Source organism: Enterobacter sp. 6722112 (assembly GCF_058661685.1).
In genome coordinates this window covers 1,217,265-1,230,504 of sequence record NZ_JBZWGR010000007.1, presented here as the reverse complement: position 1 = coordinate 1,230,504, position 13,240 = coordinate 1,217,265, and the positions used below count along the sequence as shown (strand labels likewise).

Sequence of the window (13,240 nt, the reverse complement as noted above, 5' to 3'; positions counted from 1 at the left end):
TGCCAGGAAAAACTGACAAATTGCGCACTATATGAGAAGGAATAGTCCGAAACCCACCGCCGCTGACCAGAGCAGCATCGGGATTGACCATAAATGGAAGCGCCACCAGATGCGGCGATCGTTGGCCATCCGCAGGGCGATGAGGTTAGCCAGCGAGCCAGGCAGCAACCCAAAGCCGCCGACGTTGACCGCCCACGCCAGCAGTACCGTTGGGGGAACATAGTTAAGCAGCAAAATGGTGGACGGCACGTTACTGATCACCTGCGAGAGACCAATCGCCGTCAGCCATAATCCCGGCTGTGACAGACCGCTGACGCTATGGAGAACGTTCTGCAATACAGGGAGCTGGATCAGGAGATGGACGTCAATAAACATCGCCATAAACACCAGCAGCAGCGTCCAGTCAACGCTCACCAGCACCCGCCGGGCGAGGAACAGGAAGCCGCACGCCACCAGCAGCGCGCCCGCCAGCGCCTGGTTTAACTCCAGCGCGATAAGGAAAACGATATACAGCCCCAGGCAGCTCCAGACGAGACGCGGCTGCCACTGGGGGCCGGTTGTACCGCTGTGGTACTGCAACGATTTATTCGGGAAAGCAAACCAGCCCACCGCCAGCAGCGACGCCACGATCGCCAGCGCCAGCGGCGCCATCTGCCCGGTAAACGCGGTAAACGACAGGCCGGAGCGTCCCCACAGCAGAATGTTCTGCGGGTTACCGATAGGCGTGAGCAGCGAGCCCGCATTGACGGCCAGCGCTTCAAAGATAATCAGACGGGTAACCGGTATTTCGCACAGCTTACGCAGCGTGAGCGTAAGCGGCACCACGATAAAAAGCGCCACGTCATTAGTGAGAAACGTCGACAACAGCGCCGCCGAAAAGACCATAAACAGGGCCAGCTTGCGCTCGGTGGCGAAGCGGCGCACCATTTTGCGCCCCAGCACGTCAAAATAGCCGCTCAGCTCCACGCCTTTGGTGAGCATCATCAAACCGCTCAGAGTAATAATGGTGCGCCAGTCTATGGCCGCCGGCCAGGTGTGCGGCGTGAAGGGCACAAAGACGCTGAGCCCAACGCCAGTGATCAGTAAAAGATGGAAAAAGCGATCGCGTTTCAGGGCCTGCAAGCCGGGGATGTTCATTCAGCGGAGGGACCGTATTTGAGCGTAAACTCGCGGAACTTCAACAGCGTCTCTTCACTGACGTGGTGTTCCATACCTTCGGCATCCCGACGGGCAATTTCCGGGCTGACGCCCAGCACCAGTAAAAAATTCTCGACGATCTGGTGGCGCTCGCGGCTCTCCTGCGCCAGCTTTTCGCCCTCAGCGGTGAGAAACACCCCGCGCCAGGGGATCATCTCGATCAGCCCGACCGACGCCAGACGTTTTAACATTTTTGCAACGGTTGGCTGCGACACCCCAAGGCGTGCGGCCATATCCACCTGGCGCGCTTCTCCAACCTCACGGATCAGATCAGAGATCAGTTCGACATAATCATCAATCAGCTCCCGGCGGTGCGCCTCACGCACCTGGCGGAAGCCTTCCACATGCTCTTCAACGTTCACCAGTTGCGTCGTTTTTTTTGTTGTTGGCTTACCTGCGCGACGGTTCATTGTGCTTCCTCAATGGGGTTGACGCTTCCAGCGCCCTGTAACGGAGCGCACATTGTAAACCATAGCTCTACAAGCACAAAAAATTAACGAATTAGCCATAGCTATACAATATAGCCTGTGCTATATCTGTATGTAATGCAGTCACCCTTCACGGATCGAAGGGATCATGAATCAGGAGGTCTTATGAATGAATTCAAGAGGTGTATGAACGTGTTTACCCACTCTCCTTTTAAAGTGCGCCTGATGCTGTTGAACATGCTGTGCGATATGTTTAACGCCAAACCGCAGCAGGACGACAATTCTTCCCACTAAGCGGCGTCGCGGTACGCCGCTTCATTTTCCCGTCACACTTACGTTGTAAACTGGCCTGTTCCCGATTATTTTTGCGGATTTGCAGCCCCCTTCGCAAAACATCTGTTTAGCAACTGTTGACCTTAATTCACGCTCGCACTATCTTCTTGCAGCCCTGCACAATTTGCGGCTCGCTGAAGCGGACCTCTCATTCCCTTTCCACGCACTGTCCGGCAGGCTTTGACCCTTGACGCCAGGGTGAGCACATGGCGTTTTCGTGATAGTGATCTATGAACGTAACCCTGATTGATACACTTGTTACCCGCAGCCGGGCCTTAAGCCCGTGGACGGGATTCTATTTTTTGCAATCGCTGTTGATTAACTTTGCTCTTGGCTACCCCTTTAGCCTGCTTTATGCCGTCGGATTCACCTGTATTCTTCACCTGCTCTGGCGAAGCGCACCGCGCGTGCAGAAAGTGCTTATCGGGATCTGTTCTCTGATTGCTGCCGCCTATTTCCCGTTTGGCCAGGCCTATGGCGCGCCGAACTTTAATACTCTGCTGGCGCTCCACTCCACCAATATGGAAGAGTCCACAGAGATCCTGACGATCTTTCCGTGGTACAACTACGTGGTTGGCCTTTTCATTTTTGCCCTCGGCGTGATTGCGGTTCGTCGTAAGCCCGTCGGGAAAAAGGCATGGGGTAAAATTGAAAGCCTGTGCCTGGCCTTTAGCGTGGTGACGTTTTTTGTTGCACCGGTACAAAATCTGGCCTGGGGCGGCGTGTTTAAGCTTAAAGATACCGGGTATCCGGTGTTTCGCTTCGTCAAAGACGTGGTGGTGAATAACGAGGAAGTGCTCGACGAGCAGGCGCGTATGGCCGAGCTTTCCACCATGAAAGACACCTGGAATGTGCTGGCGGTGAAACCGAAGTATCACACCTACGTGGTGGTGATCGGTGAAAGCGCGCGTCGCGATGCGCTCGGCGCGTTTGGCGGTCACTGGGATAACACGCCGTTTGCCAGCGCCGTTAACGGTACGCTGTTTACCGACTACGTGGCGGCCAGCGGCTCGACGCAGAAATCACTCGGTCTGACGCTCAACCGCGTGGTGGATGGAAAACCGCAGTTTCAGGATAATTTTGTCACCCTGGCCAACCGGGCAGGTTTTCAGACATGGTGGTTCTCTAACCAGGGACAGATCGGCGAGTATGATACCGCCATCGCCAGCATCGCGAAGCGTGCCGACGAGGTACAGTTCCTGAAAAGCGGTGATTTCGAAGCCGATAAAAACACAAAAGATGAAGCGTTGCTAAAAATGACGGCGCAGGTCTTTGCTACTCAGCGCACCCAGCCGCAGCTGATTGTCCTGCACCTGATGGGGTCACACCCGCAGGCATGCGATCGTACCGGGGGAAAATATGCGGAGTTTGTGCAATCCAAAGAGACCTCGTGTTATCTCTACACCATGACGCAAACCGACGATCTGCTCAGCAAGCTGTACGCACAGCTGCGCAACAGCGGCGACAGCTTCTCGATGGTCTATTTCTCTGACCACGGTCTGGCATTTAAGGAGCGCGGTAAACAGGTGCAGTATCTGGCACACGATGACAAGTTCCAGCAAAACTTCCAGGTACCGTTTATGGTGCTGTCGAGTGATGACAAAACGCATCGCATCATCAAAGCGCGCCGTTCCGCGAACGATTTCCTGAAATTCTTCTCACAATGGACGGGGATTAAGGCGAAAGAGATAAAAAATGATTACCCGTTTATCTCCGGGAAGAAGGGCCCGCCAGTTTACATTACCAACTTTAAGTTACAGAAAGTCGACTATAACCATCTTGGGACGGATATTTTCGATATTAAGAGTAAGTAATTTCTGCCGTTTCGTGCGGGCTGATGCCCTCACCGGCCCTCTCCCACGGGGAGAGGGTACAAACAAAAAAAATCCGCCACATTGGGCGGATTTTTTACTGGCTCACCGAAGTGATTAGAAGCGGTAACCTACGCCCGCGATCCAGGTGCCAACGTCAACGTTGCGGATACGGCTCTGCTCATAGGAGAAGTCCAGAGCAACGTTTTCGATTGGGTTGAACTGCATACCTGCGCCATAGGAGAAACCATAGTCGCTGTTGCTTGCAGTACGGTTCAGACCTTGGTTTTCGGTCTGCTGGAATTTACCGTAGCCAACACCTACAACACCGTAGATGCTTGCCCAGTCATTCAGGCGGTAAGCAGGACCCGCGGTGATGCCGTAGTACTGACCTTTATTGTAAGAGCCATTTTCAGTACGATCTTTCTCGGTGTAAGTGAAAGAACCGATCACACCCAGCGGGTTGTTGTCTTGCTCGTAACGGTACTTCAGGTTGAAACCGTTGGTTTTGTTCATCACGCCCTGCATATCGCTCTGAGCGTAACCACCGGTTACAGTAGAAGTTGCCGCTACAGCGGTACCTGCGGAAACAGCCAGAACAGCTGCCAGTGCTGAAAGACATGCAATTTTTTTCATAACCACCTCAAATGTGCTTCAAGTAAGTCCGTAAGTTTTAAATATATCAAAAAATTCTGTGAAACTCTTTGTCATTCACGATGTCTAATGCGACCTTTCCTGTAACAGAACATTTCCAGCACCAGCTATCTCGTTCAAATAACTCCAGATTTTCACCTGTAAATGCTAATAGTGCGCGTCATCGCCATTTAGTTCATCCAGATTATTCCTAATCTTTCAGGCGATAAAATCATCAACGTTTTCTCATTTTACGGATTTTCCCTGGATTTTTTTCAACAGTAGCTCAACCGTTGCAGCTTATTTCCATTACACTGCGACTTTTACCTCATTTGACATAAATTGACAGGAGAAAGGATGCCAGGTTTACCTCGTAAATCGTCGGTCTGGATGCCGGTGGCAGTCATACTTATCGCGATGATGTCCATACAAAGCGGCGCGTCGCTGGCAAAATCGCTGTTTCCGCTGGTTGGTGCGCCCGGCGTCACGGCGCTGCGTATCGCATTAGGCACCCTGATCCTCGTGGTTGTTTTTAAACCCTGGCGGCTACGGTTTAAAAAGGAGCAGCGACTGCCACTGCTTTTTTATGGGCTGGCGCTGGGAGGGATGAACTACATGTTCTATCTCTCTATTCAGACGATCCCGCTGGGGATCGCGGTCGCGCTTGAATTTACCGGCCCGCTGGCGGTTGCCCTCTTCTCTTCTCGTCGTCCGGTAGACTTTATCTGGGTCGTACTGGCCGTGCTGGGGCTATGGTTCCTGCTGCCGCTCGGGCAAAGCGTTTCACAAATCGATCTGACAGGAGCAGCTCTGGCGCTGGGCGCGGGGGCATGCTGGGCGGTGTATATTCTCACTGGCCAGCGTGCGGGGGAAGAGCACGGCCCCGCGACGGTCGCCTTAGGCTCGCTGATTGCCGCCGTTATCTTTGTCCCGATTGGAATGGCACAAGCGACAGACTCAATATGGCAATGGTCAATCCTGCCGGTTGGGCTGGCGGTTGCCATTCTCTCCACGGCGCTGCCCTACTCTCTGGAGATGATCGCCCTGACGCGCCTGCCCACACGCATTTTTGGTACGCTCATGAGCATGGAGCCCGCGCTGGCCGCCATCTCAGGAATGATTTTCCTCGGTGAAACCCTGACCCTGGTACAAACGCTGGCGCTCTGTTCCATTATCGCGGCGTCTATGGGCTCCACCCTGACCATGCGTCCGGAACCTAAAGTGGAAAAAATAGACCTCAACTAAGCCTTAAATTCTGCATGGCTAACCCGCCATGCAGAATATACGCCACGTCAGTAGCTCAAATAATTTCTTACAAACTCTCTCATATTGCCAAAATATTTCACCTGCTCGCCTTCCGGGAAAGCGAATTAAGATTGATCTGTATCAATTTAAATAAACCACTTACTTTTCAAATATTTGATAATACAACCTTCCTTTCGCTATTAAACCGATAGGCAGAGCCAAACCGCAGAGAAAAAATCCGGTGCTATACTTAGTCCCGTAATTACCTGGGACACAAACATCAAGAGGATATGAGATTATGAGTACCGCTAAACTGGTGAAAACGAAAGCGTCTAATCTGCTTTATACCCGTAACGATGTATCGGATAGCGATAAAAAAGCGACCATCGAGTTGCTGAATCGCCAGGTGGTCCAGTTCATCGATCTTTCGCTGATCACCAAACAGGCCCACTGGAATATGCGCGGTGCAAACTTTATTGCCGTTCATGAAATGCTGGATGGCTTCCGCACAGCACTGGTGACTCACCTGGATACCATGGCCGAACGCGCCGTACAGCTGGGTGGCGTGGCACTGGGTACCACACAGGTGATCAACAGCAAAACGCCACTGAAAAGCTATCCGCTGGATATCCATACCGTTCAGGATCACCTGAAAGAGCTGGCTGATCGTTACGCGATTGTGGCGAACGATGTTCGTAAAGCGATTGGCGAAGCCAAAGACGAAGATACCGCTGATATCTTCACTGCCGCATCACGCGACCTGGATCAGTTCCTGTGGTTCATCGAGTCCAACATCGAATAATCCCTGCGGATTGTCCGAATAACCCTCGCCCCTGGCGGGGGTTTTGCACATTTATGGTGCGCACTTTTGCCCGCAACGGCCGCAAAAGTGAATAAAATGTAATAATCACCTCACACAACCGTTAACGGAAGATTGTTTTTTCGTCAGATTCTGCGCTAAATATCCCCCTGTCAGAAGACCTTAACGAAGCGCACCAAAACGGTGCTCCATTCTGGAGCAACCTGGCAAAATTGCCACGCTTTTTGTGCAATGCGTGACATCATCCCCTTTGCAAAACAACAGCTTGTAAAATTGGCACGATTTTTTCATTGTGCCTGAGGTTCTCGCAGGGGATCGCCCCGTGGATATAAAAGGAAATGCTATGAAGTCTGTATTAAAAGTTTCACTGGCTGCACTTACCCTGGCGTTTGCGGTGTCCTCGCAGGCTGCCGACAAACTGGTTGTGGCGACTGACACGGCGTTCGTACCGTTTGAATTCAAACAGGGTGATAAATACGTTGGTTTTGACGTGGATCTGTGGGCCGCTGTCGCAAAAGAACTCAAACTGGATTACACCCTGAAGCCAATGGATTTCAGCGGCATTATCCCGGCACTGCAAACCAAAAACGTTGACCTGGCGCTGGCAGGCATCACCATTACCGAAGAACGTAAAAAAGCCATCGACTTCTCTGACGGCTACTACAAAAGCGGCCTGCTGGTGATGGTGAAAGCGGATAACAACGACGTGAAAAGCGTGAAAGATCTCGACGGTAAAGTGGTCGCCGTGAAGAGCGGCACCGGCTCCGTTGATTACGCGAAAGCCAACATCAAAACCAAAGACCTGCGTCAGTTCCCGAACATCGACAACGCTTACATGGAACTGGGCACCAACCGCGCTGACGCGGTGCTGCACGACACGCCTAACATCCTTTACTTCATCAAAACCGCCGGTAATGGCAAGTTCAAAGCGGTAGGTGATTCCCTGGAAGCTCAGCAGTACGGTATTGCGTTCCCGAAAGGCAGCGACGACCTGCGTAACAAAGTTAACGGCGCGCTGAAAACCCTGAAAGAGAACGGCACCTATAACGAAATCTACAAAAAATGGTTCGGTACCGAGCCTAAATAATTTCACCTGACTTCAGGTTTGTAACGCCCGGTGGCGCTTCCGCTTACCGGGCCTACGTTTTTTGTTTTTCACCACGGTATACAGGAATACATCATGCAGTTTGACTGGAGCGCCATCTGGCCTGCCATTCCTCTCTTGCTTGAAGGCGCTAAAATGACCCTGTGGATTTCGGTCCTCGGTCTGGTTGGCGGGTTGATTATCGGTCTGGTGGCCGGTTTCGCCCGCACCTACGGCGGCTGGATTGCAAACCACATCGCACTGGTTTTCATCGAAGTGATCCGCGGCACCCCCATTGTGGTGCAGGTCATGTTCATCTACTTCGCCCTGCCGATGGCCTTCACCGACCTGCGCATCGACCCGTTCAGCGCCGCCGTTGTCACCATCATGATCAACTCCGGCGCCTACATTGCGGAAATTACCCGCGGTGCGGTGCTGTCGATTCATAAAGGCTTCAGCGAAGCTGGCCTGGCGTTAGGTCTTTCCCGTCGCGAAACCATTCGTCACGTGATCCTGCCGCTGGCGCTGCGCCGCATGCTGCCGCCGCTGGGTAACCAGTGGATCATCAGCATTAAAGACACCTCGCTGTTTATTGTTATCGGCGTGGCCGAACTGACCCGTCAGGGCCAGGAGATCATCGCGGGTAACTTCCGCGCTCTGGAAATCTGGAGTGCGGTCGCCGTTGTCTATCTGATTATCACGCTTGTCCTGAGCTTTGTTCTGCGTCGTCTTGAAAGAAGGATGAAAATCCTGTGATTGAATTTAAAAACGTTTCCAAGCACTTTGGCCCAACCCAGGTGCTGCACAATATCGATTTGAACATCAGGCAGGGCGAAGTGGTGGTGATCATCGGGCCGTCTGGTTCCGGTAAATCCACCCTGCTGCGCTGCATTAACAAGCTTGAGGAGATCACCAGCGGCGATTTGATCGTCGATGGTCTGAAGGTTAACGATCCGAAAGTGGACGAGCGCCTGATTCGTCAGGAAGCGGGCATGGTGTTCCAGCAGTTCTACCTGTTCCCGCACCTCACGGCGCTGGAAAACGTAATGTTTGGTCCTCTGCGCGTGCGCGGGGCCAGCAAAGCGGCAGCGGAAGCGCTGGCAAAAGATCTGCTGGCGAAGGTTGGTCTGGCGGAGCGTGCCCACCACTATCCTTCCGAGCTGTCCGGCGGCCAGCAGCAGCGCGTGGCCATTGCCCGTGCGCTGGCGGTGAAGCCAAAGATGATGCTGTTCGATGAGCCAACGTCGGCTCTCGACCCGGAGCTGCGTCACGAAGTGCTGAAAGTTATGCAGGATCTGGCGGAAGAAGGCATGACGATGGTGATCGTTACCCACGAAATCGGCTTTGCCGAAAAGGTGGCGTCCCGTCTGATCTTCATTGATAAGGGCCGTATCGCGGAGGACGGGAATCCGCAGGCGCTGATTGCGAACCCACCAAGCCAGCGCCTCCAGGAGTTCCTGCAACACGTCTCCTGATAGCCACACCCAGAGCCGGGCATGCCCGGCTTTTTTACGCCGGATTGTTCCCAAAAACTCCCCTCCGCTCCCCGCGCTCTATACTTATCATTTTGCACGATATTTTTGTCGGAGGACGCCGTGCCGTGGATCCTGTTGCTACTGTTTAGCCTGTTTAGCGCGCCATCACTTGCTGTAACCCTTCCCGGCGTTACCACCGGAGCCACCGCCACCCAGCAAAATGCGCCGCCAGAGCCAGACGCTGAAAAGAAAAAAGCCGCCTACGGCGCGCTGGCCGACGTGCTTGAGAACGACACGTCCCGACAGGAGTTGATCGATCAGCTGAGGAAAGTGGCCGCCACGCCGCCTCAGGATCCGGTTCCTGCTATTGCGCCGCCGGAAGCCGAAGAAGAAAAAACGGTGCTGGAAAACGTCACCGACATCAGTCGCCGCTACGGGGAAGCCCTGTCGTCGCGTTTTGCCCAGCTCTATCGCAACCTGGTTGGCACCTCACATAAGCCTTTTAATCCTCACACCTTTTCCGCAGCCGCCACCCAGTTTGCTATTCTGGCTGGCGCCGTGTTCATTTTTTACTGGCTGTTGCGCCTGTCTGTCTGGCCGCTTTACCGGAAAATGGGCCAGTGGGGACGCAAAAAGAATCAGCATAAAAGCAGCTGGCTGCATCTTCCGGCAATGATTACCGGGGCGTTTGTCATCGATTTGCTGCTGCTGGCTCTGACGCTGTTTGTCGGCCAGATGCTGGCCGACCGACTTAATACCGGAAACAAAACCATCGCGTTTCAGCAGGGACTGTTCCTCAATGCGTTTGCCCTGATTGAGTTCTTTAAAGCCCTCCTGCGGTTGATCTTCTGCCCACGCGTGCCGGACCTTCGCCCCTTCGCCATTTCGGATCAGAGCGCCAAATACTGGGCGGTGCGGCTCAGCGTGCTGAGCGGGTTGATTGGTTATGGCCTGCTGGTTGCCGTGCCGATTATTTCCAACCAGGTTAACGTGCAGTTCGGCGCGCTGGCGAACGTGCTGATCATGCTGTGCATTACCGTCTGGGCGCTGTACCTCATCTTCCACAATAAAAAAGCGATCACCGACAGCCTGCTGCACCTGGCCGATCGCTCCCTCTCCTTTTTCAGCCTCTTTATTCGCGCCTTTGCGCTGGTGTGGCACTGGCTGGCCAGCGCCTATTTTATTGTGCTCTGTTTCTTCTCCCTGTTCGATCCGGGCAATAGCCTGAAATTTATGATGGGGGCGACGTTCAAAAGCCTGGCGATTATCGGCATCGCGGCCTTTGTCTCTGGCCTGCTCTCCCGCTGGCTGTCGAAAACGATCACCCTGTCGCCGCAGGTTCAGCGTAACTACCCGGAACTGCAAAAGCGGGTGAATGGCTGGATGACGGTATCCCTGAAGGTGGCGCGTATTCTGACGGTCTGCGTGGCAATTATGCTGCTGCTGAACGCGTGGGGGCTATTTGATTTCTGGAACTGGCTGCATAACGGCGCGGGGGAGAAGACCGTTGATATTCTTATTCGTATCGCGCTGATCCTGTTCTTCTCCGCCGTCGGCTGGACGCTGCTGGCAAGCCTTATCGAAAACCGTCTGGTGTCGGATGTCCACGGCAGGCCGCTGCCGAGCGCACGCGCCCGCACGCTGCTGACCCTGTGCCGCAACGCGCTGGCGGTTATCATCAGCACCATCACCATCATGATTGTGCTGTCGGAAATCGGCGTGAATATCGCCCCGCTGCTGGCGGGTGCCGGCGCCCTGGGGCTGGCGATCTCCTTTGGTTCGCAGACGCTGGTGAAGGATATTATCACCGGCATTTTTATCCAGTTTGAGAACGGGATGAACACCGGGGATCTGGTGACCATCGGACCGCTCACCGGCACGGTGGAACGCATGTCCATTCGCTCCGTCGGTGTGCGTCAGGATACCGGCGCGTACCACATTATTCCGTGGTCATCGATCACCACCTTTGCCAACTTTGTGCGCGGCATTGGTTCGGTGGTGGCGAATTATGATGTCGATCGTCACGAAGATGCAGAGAAGGCGAAACAGGCGCTGCGGGATGCGGTGAGCGAACTGATGGAGATGGAGGATATTCGCGGGCTGGTGATTGGTGAACCGTCGTTCGCGGGCATCGTCGGGCTGACGAACACTGCCTTTACCCTGCGCGTGTCGTTCACCACCCAGCCGCTTAAGCAGTGGACGGTGCGCTTTGCCCTCGACAGCATGGTGAAAAAACACTTCGATCTGGCGAACGTGAGAGCGCCGGTGCAGACGTATCAGGTATTGTCGCCGCCCGCTTCGCCGCTCCCTCCGCAGGAGCCGACGCTGTAACCGAGCCGGGTGGCGGCTTCGCCTTAGCCGGCCTGCGATGGGGGGCTATTTGCGGCGTTTGTTGTCGTCCATAAAGGTCCAGGCGATAAAGCGGCTCTGCTTCTGGCCCTGCGCCATCTCTTTTTTGACCACTTTCACCGCGCCGACGTCGGTCAGGGCGCGGTAAAGCGGCGGCAGGTTATCACCGCGGGAGACCAGCGTGGTAAACCATTTCACCTGACGACCGAAGCCCTTACTCTCGGCAATCATGCGCAGAATAAATGCCACTTCCCCGCCCTCGCACCACAGCTCCTGCTGCTGGCCGCCAAAGTTCAGCGCGCCATCTTCAGCCTGGCCCAGGTTACGCCGCTTGCGTTCACTTCCCGCACGAGCGGAGGCGGCGGAGTCGTGGAATGGCGGGTTGCACAGAGTGGCATCATATTGTTCGTTCTTGTGAATAATGCCGTTGAAAATAGCAGCGGCATCCTTCTGACGACGCAGACGAACGGCCCGGCTTAACCCTGGGTTAGCGTTGATAATGGCCTGCGCGCTGGCGAAGGCTTCGGCGCCGATCTCGCTGCCGGTAAACCGCCACTGGTACTCATGTGCGCCTATCAGGGGATAGATCAGGTTCGCGCCCGTACCGATATCAAGCACGGTGGCCTGTTTCGGCACCACGCCGCCGTTATCATCCGCCAGCAGATCGGCAAGATGATGGACATAATCCGCACGGCCTGGTACCGGTGGGCAGAGAAAGCCATCCGGGATATCCCAGTGCGTAACGCCATAAAAATGGGCCAGCAGCGCTTTGTTCAGCGTTTTAACCGCCAGCGGATCGGCAAAGTTTACCGACGGTTCACCGGCTGGTGTCTGAACAATAAAATCCTGCAATTCTGGGCAGCTCAGGCACAGGGCTTTCATGTCGTAGCGGCTACGGTGGCGGTTACGCGGGTGCAACCCCGGCTTTTGGGAAGTCATGGCATTCTCCTTTAAACAGCCGCGTAAGATACCCTGTGACGGCGCGGGGGTAAATATCTGTCTGCGCGGCACAAAAAATCGACGAAAATCAGCAACCTGTATGTCTATGATCTGTCAGCAAATTGTCAGAATTTATCGTTCAAAAAATAAGCAGATCATCATCAAATTTTTGCGCTAAATCACACACGTCAGGCTTCTAAACTTAAGAGGAATCACCTGTTGTTTCCCCTGAGGATGTGATTATGAAAAAGTATCTGACCTTTATTATTGCGGGTGCGCTGGCAGGCGCATCGTTCTCAGCCTGGTCCGTTCAACCGCTGACCGACAGCAACGACACCAGCCAGCTACGTGCGGCGGGGACGGTCTCTGTCAGCCGGGCAAGCAACCTTGATGACCTTCAGGACAAGCTGGCCGAAAAAGCGCGTCAGGAAGGGGCTAAAGGCTTCGTGGTGAACGCCGCCGGTGGCGATAACCATATGTACGGCACCGCGACCATCTATAAATAATCGATTTCCTTCCCGCACTGCATCTGCCAGGCAGATGCAGTTCTCATTCCCTTCCTTCGCCTTGACTGTGCGTTTTTTAACCCCATATTAAGATGAATGGCTTAAACAGATCAGGAGAACATGATGGCTTCCGGCTGGGCGAATGACGACGCCGTTAACGAACAGATCAACAGTACCATTGAAGATGCGGTCGCGCGTGCTCGCGGTGAAATTCCGCGCGGCGAAAGCTTGACGGAATGCGAAGAGTGCGGAGATCCGATTCCTGAGGCACGGCGTAAAGCCATTCCTGGCGTACGGCTATGTATTGCCTGTCAGCAGGAGAAAGATTCAAAAAATGCGACACATTCAGGATATAATCGCAGGGGATCGAAAGACAGCCAGTTACGTTGACTTTCCTTTACCGAAGTTAACCGCGCCAGT

At 54.1% G+C, this 13,240-nt stretch carries 14 protein-coding genes; 10 read left to right on the top strand and 4 right to left on the bottom strand.

Translation table 11 applies throughout. The features are described 5' to 3' along the window. Positions 1-27: 27 nt before the first annotated feature. Positions 28-1,137: an anion transporter gene (locus AC4OVU_RS07405; protein ID WP_017384914.1), complete on the bottom strand. Its 1,110-nt coding sequence runs from the start codon at positions 1,135-1,137 to the stop codon at positions 28-30. Beyond that, complete coding sequence (mntR, locus tag AC4OVU_RS07400; RefSeq protein WP_015571059.1) at positions 1,134-1,607, bottom strand: manganese-binding transcriptional regulator MntR; 474 nt, start codon at positions 1,605-1,607, stop codon at positions 1,134-1,136. Before mntR ends, AC4OVU_RS07405 begins: the two co-directional genes overlap by 4 nt. A gap of 183 nt (positions 1,608-1,790) precedes the next feature. On the opposite strand from mntR, the gene mntS reads away from it, so the two are divergent. Beyond that, positions 1,791-1,919 (top strand): manganase accumulation protein MntS, encoded by a 129-nt coding sequence (gene mntS, locus AC4OVU_RS07395; RefSeq protein WP_017384915.1) that lies wholly within the window; start codon positions 1,791-1,793, stop codon positions 1,917-1,919. Positions 1,920-2,188: 269 nt separating this feature from the next. Then, positions 2,189-3,772: a phosphoethanolamine transferase gene (locus AC4OVU_RS07390; protein WP_017384916.1), complete on the top strand. Its 1,584-nt coding sequence runs from the start codon at positions 2,189-2,191 to the stop codon at positions 3,770-3,772. Between the two features lie 114 nt (positions 3,773-3,886). Here AC4OVU_RS07390 and ompX read toward each other — a convergent pair whose 3' ends face one another. Next, positions 3,887-4,405, bottom strand: coding sequence for an outer membrane protein OmpX (gene ompX, locus AC4OVU_RS07385; protein ID WP_003858450.1), 519 nt, complete (start codon positions 4,403-4,405; stop codon positions 3,887-3,889). 354 nt (positions 4,406-4,759) lie between these two features. Here ompX and rhtA point away from each other — a divergent pair, with 354 nt between their 5' ends. From rhtA to ybiO, 6 genes are all read left to right on the top strand, one after another. After that, complete coding sequence (rhtA, locus tag AC4OVU_RS07380; RefSeq protein ID WP_017384917.1) at positions 4,760-5,647, top strand: threonine/homoserine exporter RhtA; 888 nt, start codon at positions 4,760-4,762, stop codon at positions 5,645-5,647. A gap of 298 nt (positions 5,648-5,945) precedes the next feature. Then, complete coding sequence (gene dps / locus AC4OVU_RS07375; RefSeq protein WP_000100801.1) at positions 5,946-6,449, top strand: DNA starvation/stationary phase protection protein Dps; 504 nt, start codon at positions 5,946-5,948, stop codon at positions 6,447-6,449. A gap of 361 nt (positions 6,450-6,810) precedes the next feature. Continuing rightward, positions 6,811-7,554, top strand: a complete 744-nt coding sequence (gene glnH, locus AC4OVU_RS07370) for a glutamine ABC transporter substrate-binding protein GlnH (RefSeq protein WP_003858455.1) — start codon at positions 6,811-6,813, stop codon at positions 7,552-7,554. Between the two features lie 93 nt (positions 7,555-7,647). Beyond that, positions 7,648-8,307: a glutamine ABC transporter permease GlnP gene (glnP, locus tag AC4OVU_RS07365; RefSeq protein WP_003858462.1), complete on the top strand. Its 660-nt coding sequence runs from the start codon at positions 7,648-7,650 to the stop codon at positions 8,305-8,307. Next, positions 8,304-9,026 (top strand): glutamine ABC transporter ATP-binding protein GlnQ, encoded by a 723-nt coding sequence (gene glnQ / locus AC4OVU_RS07360; RefSeq protein ID WP_006809503.1) that lies wholly within the window; start codon positions 8,304-8,306, stop codon positions 9,024-9,026. Before glnP ends, glnQ begins: the two co-directional genes overlap by 4 nt. Before the next feature lie 120 nt (positions 9,027-9,146). After that, positions 9,147-11,357: a mechanosensitive channel protein gene (ybiO, locus tag AC4OVU_RS07355; RefSeq protein ID WP_017384918.1), complete on the top strand. Its 2,211-nt coding sequence runs from the start codon at positions 9,147-9,149 to the stop codon at positions 11,355-11,357. Positions 11,358-11,402: 45 nt separating this feature from the next. On the opposite strand, the gene rlmF is transcribed toward ybiO, so the two are convergent. After that, positions 11,403-12,314: a 23S rRNA (adenine(1618)-N(6))-methyltransferase RlmF gene (gene rlmF, locus AC4OVU_RS07350; protein WP_032647782.1), complete on the bottom strand. Its 912-nt coding sequence runs from the start codon at positions 12,312-12,314 to the stop codon at positions 11,403-11,405. Positions 12,315-12,556: 242 nt separating this feature from the next. Here rlmF and mcbA point away from each other — a divergent pair, with 242 nt between their 5' ends. Beyond that, positions 12,557-12,820 (top strand): DUF1471 family periplasmic protein McbA, encoded by a 264-nt coding sequence (gene mcbA / locus AC4OVU_RS07345; protein ID WP_003858470.1) that lies wholly within the window; start codon positions 12,557-12,559, stop codon positions 12,818-12,820. Positions 12,821-12,943: 123 nt separating this feature from the next. Next, on the top strand, positions 12,944-13,210 hold the full coding sequence (locus AC4OVU_RS07340; RefSeq protein ID WP_003858472.1) for a DksA/TraR family C4-type zinc finger protein: 267 nt from the start codon (positions 12,944-12,946) through the stop codon (positions 13,208-13,210). Positions 13,211-13,240: the final 30 nt, after the last annotated feature.